The sequence below is a fragment of the Paucibacter sp. B51 genome, from assembly GCF_027863535.1.
Taxonomy (GTDB): Bacteria; Pseudomonadota; Gammaproteobacteria; order Burkholderiales; family Burkholderiaceae_C; genus Paucibacter_A; species Paucibacter_A aquatilis.
On record NZ_JAPIVN010000002.1, the window covers coordinates 194,771 to 215,961 of the forward strand.

Consider the following 21,191-nt stretch of genomic DNA (forward strand, 5'->3'; position numbering starts at 1 on the left):
CCATCAACAAGAATCATCCCGTCCTCGAAGTCCGCGACCTGAGCAAGACCTTCACCCTGCACCAGCAAGGCGGCCTGGAGCTGCCGGTTCTGAACGCGGTGTCCTTTGAGGTTCACGCCGGGAATTGCCTGGTGCTGGACGGCCCCTCGGGCGCGGGAAAAAGCAGCCTGCTGCGCTGCCTCTACGGCAACTACCTTGCCAGCAGCGGCGAGATCCTGCTGCGCTCCGCGGGCAGCGATGAGATCCTGGACCTCTGCCGCATCAGCCCACAGCGGCTCACGGCCCTGCGCCGCGACACGGTCGGCTATGTCAGCCAGTTCCTGCGCGTGATTCCACGGGTCAGCAGCCAAGCCCTCGTGGCCGAGCCTCTGCAAGCCCTGGGCGCCGGGCGCGAGGAGGCCATGCAGCGCGCGGCCGAGCTGCTGGCGCGGCTGAATCTGCCCGAGCGGCTCTGGGGCCTGCCGCCGGCCACCTTCTCGGGCGGCGAGCAGCAGCGCGTCAATATCGCGCGCGGCTTCATCGCCCCCAAGCCCCTCTTGCTGCTGGACGAACCGACCGCCTCGCTCGACGCGGCCAACCGCGCCGTCGTCATTGCCCTGATCCGCGAAGCCTGCGCCGCCGGCCAGGCGGTGGTCGGCATTTTTCATGACGCCGAGGTGCGCGAGGCCGTGGCCACGCAGCGCCTTCCCCTGCAAGCCCTGAGCTCAGCCGCAAGCCACGCCGAGATGGCGATGGCCGCCTGAGCAAAGCCCGCGAAAGAAGTGCACACGATGAACACCACCACCCCGCTCTACCTCACCCATGCCCACATCGTCCTGGCCGAGCAGGAGCTGCACGACGCCTCGTTGCTGATCGGTGCCGACGGCCGCATCGCCGCCATCAACCCCGAGTCCGGCGGCGGCGCGCCCGAGCTGAGCCTGAGCGGCCAATGGCTGCTGCCCGGCATGGTGGACCTGCACTGCGACGCCGTGGAAAAGGAAGTGGAGCCGCGCGCCCGCGTGCTTTTCCCCCTGGACTTCGCCTGCATCAATATCGACCGCCGCAATGCCGCGGCCGGCATCACCACGCCTTACCATGCGCTGTCATTTGCTCATGCCGAATGGGGCGTGCGCAACAACGAGACGGCCACCGAACTGGTGCGCGCCCTGCGCCGCCTGAAGGCCCATGAGCTGATCGACAACCGCGTCCATGTGCGCTATGAGATCACCGACCTCAGCGCCCTGCCCCATGTGCTGGGGCTGTTGGACGAGGGCGGCGTGGACTTGCTGTCCATCATGGACCACACCCCGGGCCAGGGCCAGTTCAAGCATCTGGACAGTTATGTCGCCTACATGATGGGCAACCACGGCAGCAGCCAGCAAGCCGCCCTGCAAATGGCCGAGGAAAAGATGCAGGCCCGCCAAAGCGCCGACGAGCGCGTGCTGGCTGTGATGGAGCGGGCCAAGCAGCGCGGCGTGCCCACCGCCAGCCATGACGACGACGACCCGCAGCGCGTGTTGACCATGAAGAGCCTGGGCGCCCGCATGAGCGAGTTCCCCATCAATCTGGACACCGCCCGCGCCGCCCATGCCGCTGGACTGGCCACCATCTTGGGCGCGCCCAATGTCATGCGCGGCGGCAGCCAGAGCGGCAATATGCGCGCGCTGGACGCCATCCACGCCGGCGTGGCCGACTGCCTCTGCGCCGACTACGCGCCCGCCACCATGCTGGCCGCCGTCGACGCCCTGGTCCATCGCGAAGGCCTGGGCCTGCCCCAAGCCACCCGCCTGGTCAGCCTGGGCCCGGCCCGCGCCGCCGGCTTGAACGACCGCGGCGAGATCGCGGTCGGCCTGCGCGCCGACCTGATCAGCGTGGCCCGGCCCGGCGGTCAGGCGGCGGTGGAGCGCGTCTGGTGCGGCGGCAAGCCGGTGTTTGCGGTGGACTACCAAGGCCGCTGAATCTGAAGGTTTGCGAGCCTGGCCGGAGAGCGGGCGAGAATGCTGCAGGTCTGCGGCATTCTCATCTTCAAGCACCCCTCTCGCCTGCCATGCTCAGAGTCTTTCATTTCACCCCGCCACGCCTGAGCGCACGGCGACTGACATCCTGGATCACCGGTCTGAGCGGCCTGCTGCTGAGTTCCCTGCTACTGATCGCCTGCAGCGAGCTCGGTGCCGGCACGGGGCAGATCAGCCAGCGCATCGGCGAGATCACCCGTGACCCTTCCGCCCAGCATGTCGAACTGGCCCGGCTGACCAGCTTTGGCTGGGACCGGGTCTACCGCTTCGAACCCGGCAGCACGCGGGACGCGATCTGCGAGTTCATCCAGGCGGGCCGCAACATCTGTGGCCGCATCATCCGCTACCCGGCCGTACCGGCCGACCATCAGGCCCTGGTCTTCGCCCTCGGGGATCAGCTGACCCATGTCGAGCTGCATGCCCTGGCCCATGGCCGTTTGGAGCTGAGTGATGAACATGCCCGCAGCGGCCTGCCCAAAGCTCAGGCCAGGCTGCGCATCCGCCGGCTCAGCCTGGGCGCGGCGCAGGAGCAGATCGTGCTGGAGCCGCAATGAGCGGAGCGACCAGGTCTGGGCCTCGGTGGCGCCGCGGCGCGCTGGCACTCGTGATGCTGAGCGTCTTGACTGGGGCGGGACTCTGGATCGCCGGCGAGCAACTCAGCCGCCCCGCCCGTGCCAGCCTGGGTCCGCCGCCGGCCGATTTGCAAGCGCGCGCGGTTCGCATCCCCGTCCCCCGGCCCATCCCCGATGCGGTGGGTGAGCAAGCGCCCGGCCAGGTCAGCGCCTGGTTCTCCCCCGGCCAACCGGGGCGCGGCGCGGTGCTGCTGCTGCACGGCGTGCGCAGCCATCGCGGCCAGATGCTGGCGCGGGCGCGCCTGCTGCATCAGACGGGCATGAGCGTGCTGCTGATCGACCTGCCGGCGCATGGCGAAAGCAGTGGCGAGCGGATCAGCTTTGGCTGGCGCGAGTCGCAAGGCGTGGCGGCGGCGCTGAGCTTCCTGCGCCGCGAGCTGCCGCAAGAGAAGCTGGGCGTGATCGGTGTGTCCCTGGGCGGCGCCTCCCTGCTGCTCCTGTCACCTCAAGAGCGCGGGCCGCTGCAAGCGGTGGCGCTGGAATCGGTCTACCCGACCATCGAGGAGGCGGTGCACAACCGCCTGCGCGTGCGCATCGGTGAAGCCTTGAGCCAAGGCCTGACGCCCATGCTGTTGAGCCAGCTGCCGCTGCGCCTCGGCGTGGAACCTTCGCAGCTGCGGCCCGAGCAAGCCTTGCGTCAGCTCGGCGAGACGCCGGTGCTGGTGGCGGGCGGGCAGCTGGACACGCAAACACCGCCTGCCGAAACCCGACGCATGGCCGCGGCCGCGCCGCAATTGCACACGCTGTGGCTGCTGGACGGGGCCCATCACACCGACCTGCAGGCCTTTGCGCCTGAGGCCTACCGCCAGCAGGTGCTGGCTTTTCTGGTCCAGCGGCTGCGCGCTGACACTGACGCCGGCGCCAACACCGCACCCACCGCCACGCCATGATCTCCATCCACCCCATCCGCCCCGAGGACCTGGCCGATGTGGCCCGTCTGCACCGCGAGAGCTGGCGCAGCGCCTACCGCGGCATCTTCAGCGATGCCTTTCTGGACAGCGAGCGGGTGGTCGAAACCCGCCAGGCCCTGTGGACCCGGCGCCTGATCAGCGAGCCATCGCCGGGCAGCTTTGGCTTCATCGCACGCGAGGCCTCGGGCGAGGCGCTAGGCTTCACCTTTGCCTTTCCCGCCTTCGATGCGCAGTGGGGCAGCCTGCTGGACAACCTCCATGTGCGGCCCGATCAGAAAGGCCGGGGCATCGGCCGGAGACTGTTGGCGGCCTTGAGCGAACACTTCCTGCAGAAACTCGGTGATGTGAGCGAGTTGGGCCTGTACCTCTGGGTGTTCGAGGCCAACACGGCCGCCCGCGCGGTCTACGAGCACTTGGGCGCACGGCCGGCCGAGCGGGTGGTGATCACCTTGCAAGATGGCAGCGAAGCGGCGGAGTGGCGCTATGTGTGGCGCTCGCCGGGGGAGTTGATGCGGGCGCTGCGGGCGCCGCGCCGCGAGGCTTAGCGAGAAACAGAAAAGCGCCCGGGGTTCGAGTTCGGGCGCTTTTCTTCTTTGACTCGATCCGCGAGTCACCAGGGTCCCTGACTCAAGCGGATGGTGGACGCCTGGACTCCACCACCCCGGCCAGGCCGCGCGAGACGCGGCCTGGCGTGATCAGGGCGAGGCTGCAGCCGCAGGGCTGCAGCCTGTCCCTTTCTCTCCCCAGCCAGCCCACGCAAGACGTGGGCTGTCGTTCGTCACGGGTCGGACAGTCCTCAGGACTGTCCTCGCTCGTGACTCACCCCATGTGCAATCCACCGTTGCAGGAGAAATCGGCGCCGGTGGTGAAGCCGGAGTCTTCACCGGCCAGCCAGGCGACGATGGCGGCGATTTCCTCGGGCGTGCCCAGTCGCTTGATGGGGATGGTGGCGACGATTTTTTCCAGCACGTCGGGGCGGATGGCCTTGACCATGTCGGTACCGATGTAGCCGGGGCTGACCGTGTTCACCGTCACGCCCTTGCTGGCCACTTCCTGGGCCAAGGCCATGGTGAAGCCGTGCATGCCGGCCTTGGCGGCCGAGTAATTGGTCTGACCGAACTGGCCCTTCTCGCCATTGACCGAGGAGATGTTGATGATGCGGCCCCAGCCCCGGTCCAGCATGTCCTCGATCACCTGCTTGGTGACGTTGAACATGGAATTCAGGTTGGTGTCGATCACCGCGTCCCAATCGGCACGGGTCATCTTGCGGAACATGCCGTCGCGGGTGATGCCGGCGTTGTTGACCAGCACATCGATGGGGCCGTGCTCGGCCTTGACCTTGGCAAAGGCCTCGACGGTGGAATCCCAGTCGGCCACATTGCCGACCGACACGTGGAAGGTGTAGCCCAGGGCGGCCTGCTCGTTGATCCACTTGGTGAAATCACGGCTGGGGCCGCAGCCGGCGATGACCTTGAAGCCTTCCTTGTGCAGGCGCTGGCACATGGCGGTACCGATGCCACCCATGCCGCCGGTGACGTATGCAATCTTCTGGCTCATATCTAACTCCTTGCCTCCATGGCTTTGAACGTGTGAGTCCGCACCGCCGTCGCGTCCTTCACGGCGACCGGACCTCTGCTGTTGTGTGTTGCCAAAGACGCGATCAAAGCGTCCCGCAAGCCCCGGGCGGGGTCAAGCGGGGTTGGCCCTAGTGGGGTTTGCCGGGGGAACGATCAACGCTCGACGGTCAGCGCCACGCCCATGCCGCCGCCGATGCACAGCGAGGCGATGCCTTTCTTGGCATCCCGGCGCTGCATCTCGTGCAGCAGGGTGACCAGGATGCGCGCGCCCGAGGCGCCGATCGGGTGCCCCAGGGCGATGGCGCCGCCGTTGACGTTGACACGGCTCAAGTCCCAGCCCATTTCCTGATGCACGGCGCAGGCTTGGGCGGCAAAGGCTTCGTTGATCTCCAGCAGGTCCAGGTCGGCCGCCTTCCAGCCGGCGCGCTCCAGGGCCTTGCGGGCGGCGGGCACCGGGCCCATGCCCATGATGGAGGGGTCGAGGCCAGCGCTGGCGTAGGACGCAATGCGGGCCAGCGGCGTCAGGCCCAGGGCAGCAGCCTTGGCTGCGCTCATCAGCACCAGGCCGGCGGCGCCATCGTTCAGGCCGGAGGCATTGCCAGCGGTCACGCTGCCGGCCTTGTCGAAGGCGGGGCGCAGGCCGGCCAGGGCTTCGGCATTGCTCTTGCGGTTGATGAACTCGTCAGCCTCGAAGACGATGGCGTCGCCCTTCTTCTGCGGAATGGTGACGGCGGCGATCTCATCCCTAAAGCGGCCCGCGTCCTGGGCGGCCGCGGCTTTCTGCTGCGAGGCCAGGGCCAGCGCGTCCTGCGCTTCGCGGTTGATGCCGTACTGCTTGGCCACGTTCTCGGCGGTGATGCCCATGTGGTACTGGTTGTAGACGTCCCAGAGGCCGTCCACGATCATGGTGTCCACCATCTTCCAGTCGCCCATGCGCTGGCCGTCGCGCGAACCGGGCAGCACATGCGGGGACAGGCTCATATTCTCCTGACCGCCGGCGATGACGATCTCGCTGTCGCCGTCACGGATGGCCTGGGCCGCCAGCATCACGGCCTTGAGGCCAGAGCCGCAGACCTTGTTGATGGTCATGGCCGGCACGGTGTTCGGCAGGCCGGCCTTGATGACGGTCTGGCGGGCCGGGTTCTGGCCCGAGCCGGCGGTCAGCACCTGGCCCAGAATCACCTCACCGATCTGGCCACCCTCCAGGCCGCTGCGGCGCAGCAGTTCCTTCACCACCACCGCGCCCAGCTCCGGCGCTGCGGTCTTGGACAGGCTGCCGCCAAACTTGCCAATGGCGGTACGGGCCGCCGCCACGATCACGATATCGGTCATTTTCCAACTCCAGGGTGAGACTGCCTCTGGCCAGCGCCCGCGAATCAAGCACCAACAGATAACAGGTTAGCAGATCAGGGTTTCAACTAGGTTTCAAGATGCAGGCAATCGCTCACTCCGCATCCGGGAAAAAAAACAGGACCGGCGCCAGAGGCACACGATCCTGTTTGAGTTCAGGCTTTCTGTTTGACGTAACGCCCGGGCGCCGGCTCGATCACCGGGTGGCGCCGGTTGCCCGGGCCCTTGGGTGCGACCACCTGGCGGCCGGCATGCCCAGCCAGCCAGGCCGCCCAATCGGTCCACCAGCTGCCCGGGTGCTCCACCGCAGTCTCGAACCACTGGGCCGACTCGGTCGGCAAGGCCGCCGTCTTGCCCAGCCAATGGCTGCGCTTGCCCTTGGCCGGCGGGTTGATGACCCCGGCAATATGGCCCGAAGCGCCCAGCACAAAGCGCTTGGGCCCCTTGAACACCTGGGTGCTGCGGTAAGCGGCATCCCAGGGCACGATGTGGTCCTCGCGCGAGCCGTAGATGTAGACCGGCGCCTCGATCAGGCCCAGGTCCAGCTTCTCGCCACAGACGGTCAATCGGCCCGGGACCTTCAGCTCGTTCTGCAAATAGGTGTGGCGCAGGTACCAGCAGTACATGGGGCCGGCCATATTGGTGGAGTCGCCGTTCCAGTACAGCAGGTCAAAGGCCGGCGGCGCTTCACCCTTGAGGTAGTTGCCCACCACATAGTTCCAGACCAGGTCATTGGGGCGCAGGAAGCTGAAGGTAGCGGCCAGTTCCTGGCCCTTGAGCAAGGCTGGGCCCTTGGGGTTGCCCATGCTCTTGTCACCCAGGCTCATCTCGCGCATCTTGACCATGGCCTCGTCGATGAAGATATCGAGCACGCCATTGCTGGAGAAATCGATCAGCGTGGTCAGCAGGGTCAGGCTGGAGGCCGGCTGTTGGCCGCGTGCCGCCAGAACGGCCAGCGCCGTGGCCAGGATGGTGCCGCCGACACAGAAGCCCAGGGTGTCGATCTGATCGGCGCCGGTGATGTCCTGCACCACCTCGATGGCCTTGATCGGCGCGTTTTCGATCACTTCGTCCCAGGTCCAGGCGGCGCAGGAGGCATCGGGGTTGCGCCAGCTCAGCACAAAGACCCGGTGGCCCTGCTCCACCGCGTAGCGGATCAGGGAGTTCTCGGGCTGCAGATCGAGGATGTAGTACTTGTTGATGCAGGGCGGCACCAGCAGGAAAGGCCGCTCGTGCACGGTGGCGGTCAGCGGCTTGTACTCGATCAGCTGGAAGAAATCGTTCTCGAACACCACCGCGCCTTCGCTGGTGGCGACATTGCGGCCCACCTCGAAGGCGCTCTCATCGGTTTGCGAGAGATGGCCGCGCTGGATGTCGGCCCAGAGCAGCTGCATGCCCTTGGCAATGCTCTCGCCCTGGGTCTCCAGCGCCAGCTTCTGCGCCTCGGGGTTCAGGGCCAGGTAGTTGCTGGGTGCCGCGGCGTCGACAAACTGCTGCACGGCAAAGCGGATGCGCTCGCGCGTCTTGGCCTCGCCTTCGAGCTTGTCCGCCATTTGCTGCAGGGTGCGGGCATTGAGCAGGTAAAGCTGGGCCAAAAAGCTGGAGGCCGGGTTGGCCGTCCAGGCCTCGCTGGCAAAGCGCCGATCGCCCAGGGACTTGGGCTTGGCCGGCGCCGCTGGGGCAGCTTCACCGCCGGCGGCGCCAAACATGGCACCCATGCCGGCACCCAGGGCCGGCAGGGAAGAGTTCCACAGCTCGGTCGCCTGCTTGAGGTAATTGCTCTGCAGCTCGCTCAAGGCCTGCGGCGGGATCTGCAGGCCGGCCAGCGTGGACCACATCTCGCCCAGGCCGGCGCCAAAGTCGGCGGCCGGGGCAGCGGAAGCGGCAGGAGCGGATGCTGGCGAAGAAGCTGGAGCGGAAGCAGGCGCAGAGGTCGGCGCCGGTCGTGCAGCGGCAGCGGCCTTTTTCTTGGCGGCGACCGCTTTCACGGCCGCGGCGGGCTGGGCGGCCTTCTTCACGGCAGCACGCTTCACTGCAGCCCTCTTCACTGCGGATTTTGGGGTGGGGCTGGCCGGTGTGGCCGGGTTCTTCCTTGTCATGAATCTCCTCTGACGCTCGCAAGCGGAACACGGGGAACAGGTATCGGAACAGGGTTCACAGGCCGCCCCAAACCCACAACGTGCAAAGACACATGGGCGCGAGGCGTGAGAAAGCGCACACGATGTTGTACGCTCGCCCGCTTACCTTGCCATGACATTTCATGTATCTGATCGCAATTGCCTGGGGCTATGTCGCTTTGATGATGGCCTTGGCCGAAGCCACCAGCAGCCAGGGCAGCATCCTGGGTGCTGTCATCACCTTTGTTCTGTACGGCCTGCTGCCGATCTCGATTGTGCTGTACGTGCTGGGATCGCCTGCCCGCAAGGCCGCGCGAAAAAAGCAGGAGCAAATGCAGGCCCAGATCGATTTCCCGCAAGAGCCCACCGAAGCCATGCCGCTGGACCCGCTGGCACGCACCGCCGCCCCGGCCTCAGAGCAGGCTGACGACCGCCACCATGCGGCCAGCCCGGGCGTCATGCCGGTAGGAAAAGAACCTTGAGGGCTCGCTGAGCGTGCACCAGCGCCCGCCGCTGAGGGCCCGCACTCCGGCTGCACGCAAGCGCTGCCGCGCCAGCGCCGGCAGATCGGCCAGCCAGCGCGCCTCGCCGGCCGCATTCGGCCGGTAGACGAAGGCCTCGCCGGGCGCTTGCGGGCTGGCGCCAAACGCCGCCAGCACCTCGGCCCCCACCTCGAACTGCTGCGGCCCGATGCAAGGGCCCAGCCAGGCGTGCAGCTCGGCCGGCGCGCAGCCGGCGGCGGCGCAGACTTCAGCCACGGTGTGCTCCAGCACCCCGGCGGCCAGGCCACGCCAGCCGGCATGGGCGCCACCCACCGCACCCGGCGCCGCAAACAGCACCGGCAGGCAATCGGCCACCTGGATGGCGCAGGCCAGCCCGGGCGTGCGGGAAACACTGGCATCGGACACCGGCGGCTCCACGCCCTCGACATGACCAGCATTCAGGCGCAGCACATCGGCGCCATGCACCTGTTTCAGGAACACCGGCCGGGCACCCAGGGCCTGGGCCACCAGGGCCCGATTGGCCTGAACCACGGCGGGCTCATCGCCGACCGCGCTGCCCACATTCATGCTGGCATGGCTGCCCTGGCTGAGGCCACCGGCGCGCGTGGTCATGAAAGCGCGAACCGGGGGCCAGGAGGGCGGCAGCTGCCAATCCGGCTGCAGCCAGTCCGGGTGCAGCCCCACCGGCTTCAAGTCACTCGGCATCGGGACAGGCCGAGGGTTGGGTCTTGGCGAAGGCGTCCAGGGCCATGCAATTGCCGAACACACGCATCACCTCGGGCACATGGTCGAGGCGGCAGTCGAAGCGCTTGGCATTGAAGATCTGCGGCACCAGCACGCAATCGGCAAGGCCCGGCGTGTCGCCATGGCAGAACTGGCCGGCATGCGCCTTGAGCCGCTGCTCCACCACCTCCAGACCGCCCTCGACCCAGTGGCGGTACCAGCGGTTCTTGGTGTCTTCGTCCAGGCCCAGGTCCTTGCCCAGGTAGCGCAGCACGCGCAGATTGTTCAGCGGGTGGATCTCGCAGGCGATGTCCTGCGCCAGCGCGCGCACCTGGGCGCGGCCCAGGGCATCGGCCGGCAGCAGCGGCGGCTCGGGGTGGGTTTCATCGAGGTACTCGATGATGGCCATGGACTGGCTGACCAGCGCATCTCCGTCACGCAGCAAGGGCACCAGCTTGGACATGGAGGCGCTGGCATAGGCCGGGTCGAACTGCTCGTTCTTGGCCAGGTGCACGGCGCGGTAGTCGTAATCCAGGCCTTTGAGCGCCAGCGCGATGCGCACGCGATACGAGGCCGAGGAGCGGAAGTAGTTGAAGAGTTCCATGGCGCCGATGATGCCATGGGCAAACAGATAAACTGATCCGCATGTGGCTCTCCCGACGTTTCAAGTTTTGCCCCAGCTGCGGTGCCGAAGTGCGCTACCAGGTGCCCGCCGACGACAACCGGGAGCGCGCCACCTGCCCGAGCTGCGCCAGCATCCACTACGAAAACCCGATCAATGTGGTCGGTACCCTGCCGATCTGGGAGGGCGCCGGGGGCGGCGTGCAAGTGCTGCTGTGCCGCCGCGCGATCGAGCCGCGCCTGGGCAAATGGACGCTGCCGGCGGGTTTTCTGGAGCTGGGTGAAACCACCGAACAGGGCGCCCTGCGCGAAACCGATGAAGAGGCCGGCGCGCACATCGAGCTGGGCCCCCTCTACGGCCTGATGAATGTGGTCAAGGCCGGGCAGATCCACCTGTTCTACCGCGCCCGCCTGCTCTCCACCACCTTCAACCCCGGCCCGGAGACGCTGGAAGCCCGGCTCTTCCACGAGCACGAGCTGCCCTGGGACGAGATCGCCTTCCACACCGTGCGCGACACCTTGCGACACTTCTTTGCCGACTGGCGGGCCGGCCAGGGCTTTCCCCTGCACTGCGGCGACATCAGCTACTGAGCCGCGACTGCGCCGCCCCTGCGGCAGCCGCTCAGGATTTGCCGCCCTGCGCCGTGGCCCAGGGTCCGGTGACGCCGTCCACCTCGCAGTCCCAGAGTGCCTGCACGTCCATGCCGTCCCGCAGGCCTTCGGCATAGACCTTGAGGGCCAGGCTGCGCAGCATCACCAGCATGCCGCGCACAAACGCGGCGCGCGCCGCATCGCCCGACACCCCGCTGACGACCGAGGCGTCCAGCTTCACGTAATCGAGCCCGGCCTGGTACAGCCGGTCGACCTGGGCCAGGCCGGCGCCTGCATGTTCCAGGCCCAGCTTGACGCCCAGCGGCCTCAGCTGCCGACCCATTTCCAGCAGGAGATCGAAGTGCTGAACGGCGGCCGTCTCGGCCAGTTCCAAGCCCAGCTTGCGCGCCGCCTGGGGCGCCTGGAAGACCTGCTCGCGCACCCGGGCGACAAAGCTGCCATCGAGCAGGCTGGCCGGCGCGATATTGACGCAGCGTGCCTGGCCATCGCGGTTGATGGCCTCCAGGGCCAGGCTGACCGCCAGCAGGTCCACCTCGGCCGTCAGGCGGCTGCGCACCGCCAGCGGCAGCCAGCGCGTCGCCGGTTCAAATGGACCATCGGCCTCCATCTGCAGCTGCAACGGGCATTCCAGATGCAGCAGTCGGCCCTCGCGGTCCAGCAGCGGGAACTGGCTCAGGCGAGCGCGGCGCTCTTTCAGCGCGTCAAGAATCTGGGCACGCCAGGCCTGCTCGCCCTGCGCACCGGCGCTGCTGCTGGACTTGCCGGCCTCGCCGGACGCCGCGCCGCGGTGGAACTCGACCACAAAACCCGCTTGGGTCTCGGCGCGCGCCAAGACCTTGTCTGCTTCAGCAAACCACTGACCCAAGGCCGACTCACGCGGCAGGTCCACCGCACCGAGCGAGACCTGGATGCCCGGCCCGAAGGCCGGCAGGCTGAGACGCAGCGCGTCGGCCAGGGCCTGTGCCGTCTCGGCCGCCACATCGGGCGCCGGCAGCCAGAGCGCAAAGTCGGAGCCGTTGAGGCGGCCTGCCAGGCAGCCGCGCACCCGGTCGGGGTAGGCCTTGACCGCGCGCGACAGGGTCAGCAGGGCCTGGTCGACCGCGGGCCGACCCAGGCGCTGGTTGAGCAGGGCCAGATCACGCAGGCGCAGCAGCACCAGGCCGCCGCGGGCCGGGCCTTCGTCGCGTGTCAGGGCCGATTCCAGCTCGGCCAGGAAATGCTTGCGCGTGCTCATGCCGGTCAGGCCATCGCAATGGGCCTGCAGGCGCAAGGCCTGGAGCTGCTCGCCCTGGGCCTCGAACATCAGCTTGACCCGCGCCACCATGGCGTTCATCGCCTCGGTCAGGCGCTGCAGCTCGGGCACATGGGGCAGCTCCATCTGCGCAAACTGGCCTTCCATCAAACCACGCGCCTGAGCCACGGCGTTATCCAGCGGCCGGCGGATGCGGTGCAGGGCCAGGTAGGCGCCCAGGCTGGCCAGCGCGCCCAGGCCCAGCAGCAAGGCGCCCATGCGGGTGACGCTGCGCCAGAGTTCGTCATAGGCATAAGCGCTGTGACTCATCACCTCGACCGAGCCGATGGCGTTCCAGCCACTGGACAGCTGGGCCACGCCGGGCTGCACCGTGATCGGGGTCAGGGCCACAAACCAGGCCGGAGCCTGGCTGGCGCGGGCCGGCGCGCGGCGCTCAAAAGCCAGGTTGCCATCGGGCTGGCGCCAGACCACGCTCTCGTAATAACCGGTGTCGAACTGGGCCGAGATCAGCAACTGCATCAGCTCGGCATCACCACGCTGCTGCGACAGGGCCAGGGCCAGGGCTGCGGCGTTGTCGCTGTTCTTGATCTGCAACTGGGTCTGCAAGAGCTGGCGGGTTGACATGGTGCTGACCGCCACCGCGCCCAGCAACGAGGCCAGCACCACGCCCAGCACCAGCAGCCAGACTTGACGCATCAATGACATGAGAGGCTCCTCCGAGACGGTCGGGCGAATGGGCCATGAATGGGCGGGGTCAACATCATCGTCGTCTTCATCTCAAAAGCCTTCGGCCCGCGCCTTGCTAAGCAAATCGCGCCACTGCGACAAGCGCGCCAGCGGATCACCGGCCGAGGTGGCCCCCACACCCTGCCACAGGCCTTCGCCATTGAAGCTGAAGACCGGTTGCAGATCGGGGCGCTGAGATGCGGGCCGCACCTCAGGCAAGAGGTTGTCCAGGATCAGCGGCTCGGCGCCCGGCTCGGCATAGTAGGCCAGCACCATATGGGCCAGCGAGCGCCCGCCCAGCTGGGCGCGCACATAGACCATGCGCAGCTTGGCCACCGGCGTGCCGGCATGGAGCAGGCTGAAATACTTGGCGATCGCATAGTCCTCACAATCGCCGCGGCCCTTGTCCAGACTCTCCAGCGGCGTGGCCCAGTAATCGATCTTGCCCCAGACCTCGCTGTCGTCGCGAAAGTTCAGGTGCTTGTTGACGAAGCTGTTGACCAGGCTCAAGCGCGGCAATTCCTCCGTCGCGGTGGCGCGGTCGATCATCTGCAAGAGCTGCTCGGCCTCGCCGGCCGTGCGCGGGCCGAAGCGGGCCGCGCTCTCCATGATCTTGTTGCGATCCAACGCCTGGGCCAAGTCGGGCCAGAGCGCCTGGGCACCGATCAAGGCCAGACCCAGCAACCCTCCCGCCAGCCAGCTCCAGCCCCTGCGACCCAGGCCGGCAGGCAGCCCCGCCCCAGGCCTGGGGGCCGCATCTGGGGCGGGCAAGATGCCAGACCGATCGACAGTGGGGCTGCATACGCAAAATTGCATGCGTCAGGGCGCCTCGAGAGGGCGAAGAAGGGTTCGGGCGGGCCGGCCTGTGGCGATAATTCAAACCACTGTACCGCTTGCACACGCCTCCCAGCGCCGCCACAGGCGCCAAATCCCCCCCCAGTTCATGAGCACTGCTTCAATCCGCCAAGAAATTGACAAGTCCCGCGCCAGCGGTGTGCTCAAACAAATCATCATCCCGCCCTGCCCCGAGCAACTGGCCCGCCTGCAACAGGCCATGGCCCACGCCGAACCCGATCTCAACGAGATCGCCCGCATCGCCGCCAGCGATGTGGCCATGTCGGCCACCTTGCTGCGCATCGCCAACAGCCCCTTGCACCTGTCCGACGGCTTGCCCTGCACCACGGTCGGCCAGGCCATGACGCGCATCGGCCTGGAAGAAACAGCCGCCGTGATGACGGCCTTTCTGCTGAGGAACGCGATCCCGGTCAACAGCCCGCATCTGGCACGTTTCTGGGAACGCTCGACCAAGCGTGCCCTGGCCTGCGCTTTCATTGCCCGCCAGCTGCCCGGGCTCTCGCCCGACCTGGCCCACACCTACGGCCTGTTCTGCCACATCGGCATCCCCGTGCTGCTGCAAAGCCTGCGGGGCTACGGCAGCACCATGGTTGAAGCTGCGGCCCGCATCGACCGCAGCTTCATCGCTACCGAGAACGCCAACCACCGCACCGACCACGCCGTGGCCGGCGCCCTGCTGGCGCGCGCCTGGAATATGGCGCCCGAGCTGATGGCGGGTATCCGACTGCACCACGACCTGCAGTCCCTGGGTCATGGCGGCATCGAGCCCGAAGTCCACACCCTGGTCGCCGCCGGCCTGGTGGCCGAGCATCTGATGCGCCAGCATGAAGGCCTGAGCGAAGACGCCGACTGGAGCGCCCACCACGCCGCCGCGCTCGACTGGCTGCAAATCAGCCTCGACGACCTCGAGCATTGGGACGATCTGCTGCGCCCCATCCTCGACGCCGCTTGAGGGCGCGTCGGCTCAAGCCGACGGCGGCAGCAGCCGCCGCGTCGCGCCGGTGTGGAACGAGGCCTTGCAGATCAGGCCCGCGCGCACCTCGTAGATACAAAGCAGCTCCACCTGGGCCAGCCCTTCCGGCAGGTTGCGGGTGATCAGCTCGCTGTCCACCACCATGGCCCCCATCACCGTGCGAGAGACCAGCTGCGCATGCAGATCGGGCTCGGCAAAGCGCAGCTGAAAACGGGCGCGCAGCTCGGCATGTCCCTGGGCCAGGCGCTCGCCATGCAGCTGAAACTGCTCGGCATCGGGCGCGTAGGTGGCCAAGAGCCGCTCCATATCGCGGGCGTTGTAGGCGTCCAGCTGGGCTTGGACGACGGCGAGAGGTGAGAGGTGATCCACGGCGCTCTTTCTGTTGGGTTGCGCCGGATTGTGTCAAGCCAGGCTGCCCGGCGGACGTGAGCTTTGGCATGATGGGCGCAGGCCCTCGATCAGAGGCCCATTCCCCACGCCAAGGAGTGCCCCGCCATGTTGGCAGCTGCCATCCGCAAACTCAGCCGCCCGATGCTCATGCTCGGCCTGTCCATCTGCCTCTTGAACGGCATGCCCGCTCGGGCCCAGAATGGCGACAGCAAACCCGAAGCCTACGACCCCGCCCTGGCCCGCAGCCTCGGCGCCGACGAGCGCGGCATGCGGCCCTATGTGCTGGTGATCCTCAAGACCGGGCCCAAGAAGATGGCGGCGGGCCCGGAGCGGGATGCCATGTTCAAAGGCCATTTCGCCAATATGAGCCGGCTGGCGGCCGAGGGCAAGCTGGCGGTGGCCGGGCCGCTGGACGGGGTTGACGGCTGGCGCGGGCTGTTCGTCTTTGCCACCGGCGATCTGGATGAAGCGCGCGCCCTGGCCGCCAGCGACCCGGTGCTGATCCAGGGCGAGATGGTGGCCGAGTTCCACAAGTTCTACGGCTCGGCCGCCCTGATGGCGGTGCGCGAGATCCACGACAAGATCCAAGCCAAGGCGCCCTGAAACAGCGCCGCCCGCGGGCCAGGCTTCAGCCGCCGGCCGGGCGCATGGCGGCCCACCACAGGGCTTCGGGCGCCGGCTTGTAGAGCGCATCGCCGGCCTCAGGCCGGGCGCTGCAGCAGAGCAGCCGGGCCTGCGGCGCCAGGGCCTGCGCGGCTGCCAGACCCGAACGGCCGGCCGAGCCCAAGCTCAGCGGCTCCACCAGCAGCAGCTCCAGCACGGCGCCGGCCGGCAGGCCCATCAACACGCGCTGCGCCTGCATCAGATCGGCCGCCTGCACGCAGTCATAACCGGCCAGGCCCAGGCGCTCGACCAGGGCTTCGCGCGCTGCAGCGCAGGCGTCCAGCACCAGGGCCCAGCGCGCCGGCCCGCCGGCCTCCTCGCCCATCAAGCCCAACATGCCCAGCTCTCGCAACGGCGGCCAGGCGACCTCGGACTCTTGGGCCGGGGCCAGCGGAATCGCCAGCTCGAAACAGCAGCCCGCACCCAGGCGGCTGTGCAGCTCGATGCGCCCGCCCATGGCCTGCACGGTCTGGCGCACGATGCTCAAACCCAGGCCCAAACCTGGCAGGCCCTGGCTGCCCTGGGCGCGCACAAAAGGCTCGAAGACCAGGGCCTGGTCGGCTTCGGCAATGCCAGGGCCTTGGTCGACCACGCTGAGCAGCAACTGGCCCTCACGGTAGGCGGCACGCAGATCGATGCAGCCCTCGCGCGTGAACTTGGCGGCGTTGGACAGCAGATTGAACAAGGCCTGGCGCAAACGCCGTGCATCGACGGCCAGCACGGGCGGCAGGCTGGCATCGATCTGCAAACGCAGGCGGTTGCCGCCGCTGCGCACCAGGGCCTGGGCCTGCTGGTCCAGCTCGCGCAGCAGGCCGTGGATGTAGACCGGGGCCGGCAGCAGCTCGGGCGCGGCACTGGCCTCGGGGGCGCGGGCAAAGCGCTGCAGCTCATCGATCATCTCCAGCAGCAGCTGGCTGCTGTGCTCGATGGCGCGGCGGTCGGCCTCGAAACCACGGTCGGGCTGCAATTGCCGGGTGAGCTGCACCACCGAAGCCAGGGGCGCGCGCAGATCATGGCCGAGGTAGCCGAGCAAACGCCCCTTGGCCGCATCGCTGGCCTGGGCCAGCGCACTGGCCGCCGCCAGCTCGGCGGTGCGCTGCTGCACCGCCGTCTCCAGCGCCTGCTCATGCTGCAGGCGCTGCTGGCGCATGCGCGCCACCATGGCCAGCAGGACGATCAAGACGCCGAGCAGGCCCACCAAAGGCGGGCCGTAATCGGCGAGCGCGGAATGCGGCTGCCAACCCAGCAAGCTCAGAATGCGCGGCATCATGCCCAGGAACTGGCAGGCCAGGGCCAGGGTCCAGGCGCGTGCCAGGGGCAGGCCCTGGGCCACGGCGCGCAGGCAGGCGCCCATCATCAACAGGCCCTGGCTCAGATTGCACAGCCCCGCCAGCTGGGTGCCCAGGCGGTAGTCGCCGAACACGCAGACCAGCAGGGCCAGGGCATCCAGGGCCGCGACACCCAGCATCAGGCGATGCCAGCGCGGCTGGCGGCGCGCCGTGTCCAGCAAGCGCATCAAGGCGGCCACCTCGCTGAGATGCGCAAGCACGCCAAAGCTGGCCAGCGCCCGCACGGCCCAATCCGTCGCCTGCGGCCAGAACAGCATGAAGGCGCTGCCGCGCATGCCGCTCTCGTAAAAGAACACGGCCATCAGGTAGAGGGCGATGTAGCCGTAGGTGCGCTCGCGCCAGGCCAGGGCCAGCATGGCGCTGACCAGCATCAGCAAAAGGCTCAGGCCGGCGATCAGCCCGTCGGCCCAGAGCCGGGCCTGCTCCTCGCGCAGCAGTTCGGCCGGGGGGTGCAGGCTCAGCGCCATCGCCAGGGCGCTGCGGCTGGCCACACGCAGCCACAGCTCCTGCGGCTGGGCGCCCAGGGTCAGGGCAAAGGCACTGTCTCGCAGCGGCAGCGTGCGCTGATCAAAGGCCTGGTCGGTGCCGGCGCGCTGGGGCGGCAGATCCACCCAACGGCCATCGGCCCGGCGCTGCCGGGCGAAGAGCTGCACCTGCTCCAGCCGTGCTGGGCGCAGCTGCAGCCACAGCGTCTGCGGGGTGGCCGTCCCTTGCACACACCAGCGCAGCCAAAAGGCCGAGGCGCTGTAGGCGGGCGTCAGGGTGGCCGGCGTGGCCGGCCGCCAGGCGGCCTCGGGTTGCCCTTGGACCTGCGCCCAGCTCTGCTGCGCGCTGCGGTCTTCGAGCACGCGCAGATGGGGCGTCAGCGCGGCGGCGTCCAGCCGCCGGCCGTCGGCCGCTACACAGCCCGGCAGGGCCTGCGCTCGCGCACTGCCGAGCAGAGCAAAGGCCAAGGCCAAGGCAAGGGTCAAGGCCGGCGCGAGCCAGCACAGCCGCCTCAGCAGGCGCATCAAAGCGCGTGACCCGGCTGCGGCGCGGCGGTCGGTGAATCAGTCGCATGTGCCAGTGCGGGCGCCTCGCGCAAGCCCTGGCGGTAGGCCTGCGGGCTCAGGCCATGGCGCTCGCGGAAGGCGGTGGCGAAATTGCCCGGGTTGTTGAAACCCACGGCAAAGGCAATGTCCTGCACGCTCATCAAGGTCTCGGCCAGCAGGCGTTGGCCGGTGCGCACGCGCTCTTCGGCGATGAAGCCTGACACCGTCAGGCCCAGATGCTCGCGGAACAAGGCCAGCAGGCGCTTCTCGCTCAAGCCCACCTGCTGGGCCACATCGCCCACGCCTTGCAAACCGGCCAGGTGCTCGCGGATGTAGCGCATGGCCACCTCCAGCAGCGGCTGCTCGGGGTGGCGCGCGGCAGCAGCGGGCGGGGCGGCCGGCGCAGGCTGGCGTTGCAGCGCCAGCTGCAAATGCACCTGCAGCCGGGCCAGCACCTCCTCGGGATAAAAAGGCTTGCTGATGAAATCGACCGCGCCGGACTGCAGGCCGCGCACGCGCTGCTCGGGGGCGTTGTGAGCGCTCAGAAACAGCACCGGAATGGCAGCTGTCAGCGGGTCGGCCTTGAGCAGGCGGCACAGGGCGTGGCCATCGAGATCGGGCAGGCCCACATCGAGCAGGATCACATCGGGCCGCAGCATCTGCGCGCGCTGCAGGCCTTGCTGGGCGCTGTCTGCCAGGCTCAGGCGGTAGAGCGGGCGCAGCAGCTGGGTCAGCCAGCGCAGCTCCTCGGGCACATCGTCGATCAGCAGCACATGAGCGGCATCAGCGGCGGGGGCCTGCGCCGGCTGGCGCGGGCTGGCCGGCTTGGTGAAAAGTGACGTTGACACAGCAGGCGCAGAAAACATAGGCGCGCATTGTGCGGTCTGCCCCCCGCGCTTGCGCCCCTGCAGTGCGGGGCTCCACGCCACGTTTGTATCGCAGAGCGCACAGGCAATGCCGGCATAAAACGGGCACCAGGGGTCTTGATCCGCTTCTGCAAAAGCGCGCGGCTTTTTGGCAAAACCCGTGCGCCTTCAGCGCTCCGATAAAGCGTGCATCCGCAACCCACACGCACAGCAAAGCAGCGCATGCAGCCTTTTTCTTCTTTCACTCACCCGACCCCGTTCAAGTTTTCACCGAGCACGCTCAGCCTGGCCCTGAGCGGCCTGCTGCTGACCCAAGCCGCCCTGGCCGCCAACAACCCGCCTGACGCCGGGCAGTTGCTCAACGAGCAGCAGCAGCTCAACAAAGCCCGCCAGACCCGCCCGCTGCAGCCGCGCAATGACGAGGCCGCGCGCGCCGCGACCGACAGCGCCGGCGAGGGCTTCAAGGTGCTGATCCAGCGCATCCGCTTCAGCGCCGCCGAAGGCCTGGCCACGCCCGAAGAGCTGCAGTCCTGGGTGGCCGATGCCCGCGGCCAGCGCCTCAACCATGCCCAGCTGCAAGCCCTGGCCGCGCGCGTCAGCGCCCAACTGCAGGCCAAGGGCTACAGCCTGGCTCGCGCCTACCTGCCGCGCCAGGACCTGAGCGAAGGCGAGCTGGAGATCGCCGTGCTGGCCGGCCAGCTGGAGCGCGGCGCCGGCCGCATCCAGCTGCACAACCGCAGCGCCCTGCCCGACGCGCAGCTGCGCGCCGTGGCCGATGCCGCCCTGCCCGAAGGCCCGGTGCGCGGCGATGACCTGGAACGCGCCCTGCTGCTGATGAACGACCTGGCCGGCGTGGTGGCCCGCTCCAGCCTTGAAAAAGGCGAGCAGCTCGGCAGCAGCCGCCTGGTGGTGCGCGCCGAGGGCCAGCCGGCCCTGCGCGGCCAGGCCAGCCTCGACAACTTCAGCAACCGCTACACCGGCCAGGCCCGCGCCGCCGCGCAGCTGGCCTGGGCCAACCCGGCCCAGCGCGGCGATCTGCTGGGCCTGTCGCTGAGCGCCACCGAGGGCAACCGCTCGGCCGCCCTGAGCTACGCCCTGCCGCTGACGCCGCAAGGCCTGCGCCTGAACCTGGGGGCCTCGGCCCTGCGCTACCGCGTCGGCGAAGAGATGAAGGCCCTGGACCTGCGCGGCACGGCACGCAGCCTGGGCGCCGGCCTGAGCTTCCCGTTGCAGCGCAGCCGCATGAGCAGCGCCTGGGCCCAGCTCGATGCGGAAAGCAAGCGCCTGCAGGACGACAGCGCCAACGGCAATCTGCGCCAGCGCCGGGTCGATCGCCTGCAAGCCCAGATCAACGGCTCGCGCTGGGACGAGCTGGGCCAGGGCGGCGCGACCGAGTGGCAGATCAATGCCAGCGTCGGCCGCGTGGACCTGAGCGGCAATGCCGCCGACCAGGGCGTGGACGCCCTGAGCGCCCGTACCCAGGGCAGCTTCAGCAAGGCCACAGCCCGGCTGGCGCGGCTGCAGACCCTGGATGCCGCCGGCAGTTGGTCGGTCTATGCCAGCCTGAGTGCCCAGCTGGCCGGCCGCAACCTCGATTCCTCGGAGAAATTCATGCTGGGCGGTCCCAGCGGCGTGCGCGCCTATGCCATCGGCGAGGCCAGCGGCGACGCCGGCTGGCTGGGCAGCGCCGAACTGCGCCACGACTTCCGCATCGGCGAGCGCCTGCGTGCCCAGGGCCTGGCCTTTGTCGACGGCGGCCGCATCCAGCGGCATGCCCAGCCCTGGGCCGGCGCCCTGCCCGCCGGCCAGAGCAATGGCTACAAGCTGGCCGGCGCCGGCCTGGGCCTGAACCTCTACGGCGGCGAATGGCAGCTGCGTGCCGCCTGGTCACGCGCCATCGGCAGCAACGAGGGCCTGCAAAACGGCCGCGATTCTGAGGGCCGCAGCGCCCGCTCGCGCCTGTGGCTGCAGGCCAGCCTGAACTTCTGAGCCGCGCCGTCTTTCCGTCTCTCACCTTGTGCGCCGCCGCCTGGCGGTCCGAACCCT

The 21,191-nt window shown here is 68.6% G+C and carries 20 protein-coding genes; 10 read left to right on the forward strand and 10 right to left on the reverse strand.

Annotation, left to right across the window (positions count from 1 at the left end; translation table 11 throughout):
- Positions 1-2 precede the first annotated feature (2 nt).
- The 5 genes from phnL to OOB33_RS21855 all read left to right on the forward strand — a co-directional run bounded on the left by phnL (position 3) and on the right by OOB33_RS21855 (position 4,082).
- Complete coding sequence (gene phnL, locus OOB33_RS21835) at positions 3-743, forward strand: phosphonate C-P lyase system protein PhnL (RefSeq protein WP_271010516.1); 741 nt, start codon at positions 3-5, stop codon at positions 741-743.
- A 27-nt stretch (positions 744-770) separates the two neighbouring features.
- Positions 771-1,937 (forward strand): alpha-D-ribose 1-methylphosphonate 5-triphosphate diphosphatase, encoded by a 1,167-nt coding sequence (locus OOB33_RS21840; protein ID WP_271010204.1) that lies wholly within the window; start codon positions 771-773, stop codon positions 1,935-1,937.
- A gap of 89 nt (positions 1,938-2,026) precedes the next feature.
- Positions 2,027-2,548 carry a hypothetical protein gene (locus tag OOB33_RS21845; protein WP_271010205.1) on the forward strand — a complete coding sequence of 174 codons (522 nt, stop codon included), beginning with the start codon at positions 2,027-2,029 and terminating at the stop codon, positions 2,546-2,548.
- A 53-nt stretch (positions 2,549-2,601) separates the two neighbouring features.
- Positions 2,602-3,516: an alpha/beta hydrolase gene (locus OOB33_RS21850; RefSeq protein ID WP_271010206.1), complete on the forward strand. Its 915-nt coding sequence runs from the start codon at positions 2,602-2,604 to the stop codon at positions 3,514-3,516.
- Entirely contained in the window at positions 3,513-4,082 is a 570-nt protein-coding gene (locus tag OOB33_RS21855; RefSeq protein WP_271010207.1) for a GNAT family N-acetyltransferase, read from the forward strand. The genes OOB33_RS21850 and OOB33_RS21855 overlap by 4 nt, the downstream gene beginning before the upstream one ends.
- Positions 4,083-4,356: 274 nt before the next feature.
- On the opposite strand, the gene phbB is transcribed toward OOB33_RS21855, so the two are convergent.
- From phbB to phaC, 3 genes are all read right to left on the reverse strand, one after another.
- Positions 4,357-5,094 carry an acetoacetyl-CoA reductase gene (phbB, locus tag OOB33_RS21860; RefSeq protein WP_171826929.1) on the reverse strand — a complete coding sequence of 246 codons (738 nt, stop codon included), beginning with the start codon at positions 5,092-5,094 and terminating at the stop codon, positions 4,357-4,359.
- Positions 5,095-5,267: 173 nt separating this feature from the next.
- Entirely contained in the window at positions 5,268-6,446 is a 1,179-nt protein-coding gene (locus OOB33_RS21865) for an acetyl-CoA C-acetyltransferase (RefSeq protein WP_271010208.1), read from the reverse strand.
- A 173-nt stretch (positions 6,447-6,619) separates the two neighbouring features.
- Positions 6,620-8,302, reverse strand: coding sequence for a class I poly(R)-hydroxyalkanoic acid synthase (phaC, locus tag OOB33_RS21870; protein ID WP_271010517.1), 1,683 nt, complete (start codon positions 8,300-8,302; stop codon positions 6,620-6,622).
- 422 nt (positions 8,303-8,724) lie between these two features.
- On the opposite strand from phaC, the gene OOB33_RS21875 reads away from it, so the two are divergent.
- Complete coding sequence (locus OOB33_RS21875) at positions 8,725-9,063, forward strand: hypothetical protein (protein ID WP_102766410.1); 339 nt, start codon at positions 8,725-8,727, stop codon at positions 9,061-9,063.
- Here OOB33_RS21875 and pgeF read toward each other — a convergent pair.
- Both pgeF and maiA read right to left on the reverse strand, forming a co-directional pair.
- Positions 8,995-9,789: a peptidoglycan editing factor PgeF gene (gene pgeF, locus OOB33_RS21880; protein ID WP_243392672.1), complete on the reverse strand. Its 795-nt coding sequence runs from the start codon at positions 9,787-9,789 to the stop codon at positions 8,995-8,997. The genes OOB33_RS21875 and pgeF overlap by 69 nt on opposite strands.
- Positions 9,779-10,411 carry a maleylacetoacetate isomerase gene (gene maiA, locus OOB33_RS21885; RefSeq protein WP_102766409.1) on the reverse strand — a complete coding sequence of 211 codons (633 nt, stop codon included), beginning with the start codon at positions 10,409-10,411 and terminating at the stop codon, positions 9,779-9,781. The genes pgeF and maiA overlap by 11 nt, the downstream gene beginning before the upstream one ends.
- A gap of 41 nt (positions 10,412-10,452) precedes the next feature.
- On the opposite strand from maiA, the gene OOB33_RS21890 reads away from it, so the two are divergent.
- Positions 10,453-11,019 carry an NUDIX hydrolase gene (locus OOB33_RS21890; protein WP_271010209.1) on the forward strand — a complete coding sequence of 189 codons (567 nt, stop codon included), beginning with the start codon at positions 10,453-10,455 and terminating at the stop codon, positions 11,017-11,019.
- Between the two features lie 31 nt (positions 11,020-11,050).
- Here the strand turns inward: OOB33_RS21890 and OOB33_RS21895 are convergent, their stop codons facing one another.
- Positions 11,051-12,997 (reverse strand): bifunctional diguanylate cyclase/phosphodiesterase, encoded by a 1,947-nt coding sequence (locus tag OOB33_RS21895; protein ID WP_271010210.1) that lies wholly within the window; start codon positions 12,995-12,997, stop codon positions 11,051-11,053.
- Between the two features lie 72 nt (positions 12,998-13,069).
- Positions 13,070-13,789 (reverse strand): transglutaminase-like cysteine peptidase, encoded by a 720-nt coding sequence (locus OOB33_RS21900; RefSeq protein WP_243392671.1) that lies wholly within the window; start codon positions 13,787-13,789, stop codon positions 13,070-13,072.
- 172 nt (positions 13,790-13,961) lie between these two features.
- Between OOB33_RS21900 and OOB33_RS21905 the strand changes: the two genes are divergently transcribed.
- Positions 13,962-14,825, forward strand: coding sequence for an HDOD domain-containing protein (locus OOB33_RS21905; RefSeq protein WP_102766406.1), 864 nt, complete (start codon positions 13,962-13,964; stop codon positions 14,823-14,825).
- Positions 14,826-14,837: 12 nt separating this feature from the next.
- Here OOB33_RS21905 and OOB33_RS21910 read toward each other — a convergent pair whose 3' ends face one another.
- The gene (locus OOB33_RS21910; RefSeq protein WP_271010211.1) at positions 14,838-15,215 is read right to left on the reverse strand and encodes a nuclear transport factor 2 family protein; all 378 of its coding nucleotides are present in this window, start codon (positions 15,213-15,215) and stop codon (positions 14,838-14,840) included.
- A 126-nt stretch (positions 15,216-15,341) separates the two neighbouring features.
- Here OOB33_RS21910 and OOB33_RS21915 point away from each other — a divergent pair, with 126 nt between their 5' ends.
- Positions 15,342-15,839: a YciI family protein gene (locus OOB33_RS21915; RefSeq protein ID WP_271010212.1), complete on the forward strand. Its 498-nt coding sequence runs from the start codon at positions 15,342-15,344 to the stop codon at positions 15,837-15,839.
- 25 nt (positions 15,840-15,864) lie between these two features.
- Here the strand turns inward: OOB33_RS21915 and OOB33_RS21920 are convergent, their stop codons facing one another.
- Positions 15,865-18,219 carry a sensor histidine kinase gene (locus OOB33_RS21920; protein WP_271010213.1) on the reverse strand — a complete coding sequence of 785 codons (2,355 nt, stop codon included), beginning with the start codon at positions 18,217-18,219 and terminating at the stop codon, positions 15,865-15,867.
- A 38-nt stretch (positions 18,220-18,257) separates the two neighbouring features.
- The gene (locus OOB33_RS21925) at positions 18,258-19,127 is read right to left on the reverse strand and encodes a response regulator transcription factor (RefSeq protein ID WP_271010214.1); all 870 of its coding nucleotides are present in this window, start codon (positions 19,125-19,127) and stop codon (positions 18,258-18,260) included.
- Between the two features lie 240 nt (positions 19,128-19,367).
- On the opposite strand from OOB33_RS21925, the gene OOB33_RS21930 reads away from it, so the two are divergent.
- Entirely contained in the window at positions 19,368-21,134 is a 1,767-nt protein-coding gene (locus tag OOB33_RS21930; protein WP_271010215.1) for a ShlB/FhaC/HecB family hemolysin secretion/activation protein, read from the forward strand.
- The last annotated feature ends 57 nt before the right edge of the window (positions 21,135-21,191 follow it).

Excerpts from the sequence above, each read along its gene's own strand:
- OOB33_RS21840 (WP_271010204.1), top strand. The coding sequence starts at position 771 with ATGAACACCACCACCCCGCTCTACCTCACCCATGCCCACATCGTCCTG.
- OOB33_RS21845 (WP_271010205.1), top strand. The coding sequence starts at position 2,027 with ATGCTCAGAGTCTTTCATTTCACCCCGCCACGCCTGAGCGCACGGCGA.
- OOB33_RS21850 (WP_271010206.1), top strand. The coding sequence starts at position 2,602 with ATGCTGAGCGTCTTGACTGGGGCGGGACTCTGGATCGCCGGCGAGCAA.
- OOB33_RS21855 (WP_271010207.1), top strand. The coding sequence starts at position 3,513 with ATGATCTCCATCCACCCCATCCGCCCCGAGGACCTGGCCGATGTGGCC.
- phbB (WP_171826929.1), bottom strand. The coding sequence starts at position 5,094 with ATGAGCCAGAAGATTGCATACGTCACCGGCGGCATGGGTGGCATCGGT.
- OOB33_RS21865 (WP_271010208.1), bottom strand. The coding sequence starts at position 6,446 with ATGACCGATATCGTGATCGTGGCGGCGGCCCGTACCGCCATTGGCAAG.
- phaC (WP_271010517.1), bottom strand. The coding sequence starts at position 8,302 with ATGTGGTCCACGCTGGCCGGCCTGCAGATCCCGCCGCAGGCCTTGAGC.
- OOB33_RS21875 (WP_102766410.1), top strand. The coding sequence starts at position 8,725 with ATGTATCTGATCGCAATTGCCTGGGGCTATGTCGCTTTGATGATGGCC.
- pgeF (WP_243392672.1), bottom strand. The coding sequence starts at position 9,789 with ATGCCGAGTGACTTGAAGCCGGTGGGGCTGCACCCGGACTGGCTGCAG.
- maiA (WP_102766409.1), bottom strand. The coding sequence starts at position 10,411 with ATGGAACTCTTCAACTACTTCCGCTCCTCGGCCTCGTATCGCGTGCGC.
- OOB33_RS21890 (WP_271010209.1), top strand. The coding sequence starts at position 10,453 with ATGTGGCTCTCCCGACGTTTCAAGTTTTGCCCCAGCTGCGGTGCCGAA.
- OOB33_RS21895 (WP_271010210.1), bottom strand. The coding sequence starts at position 12,997 with ATGTCATTGATGCGTCAAGTCTGGCTGCTGGTGCTGGGCGTGGTGCTG.
- OOB33_RS21905 (WP_102766406.1), top strand. The coding sequence starts at position 13,962 with ATGAGCACTGCTTCAATCCGCCAAGAAATTGACAAGTCCCGCGCCAGC.
- OOB33_RS21915 (WP_271010212.1), top strand. The coding sequence starts at position 15,342 with ATGTTGGCAGCTGCCATCCGCAAACTCAGCCGCCCGATGCTCATGCTC.
- OOB33_RS21930 (WP_271010215.1), top strand. The coding sequence starts at position 19,368 with ATGCAGCCTTTTTCTTCTTTCACTCACCCGACCCCGTTCAAGTTTTCA.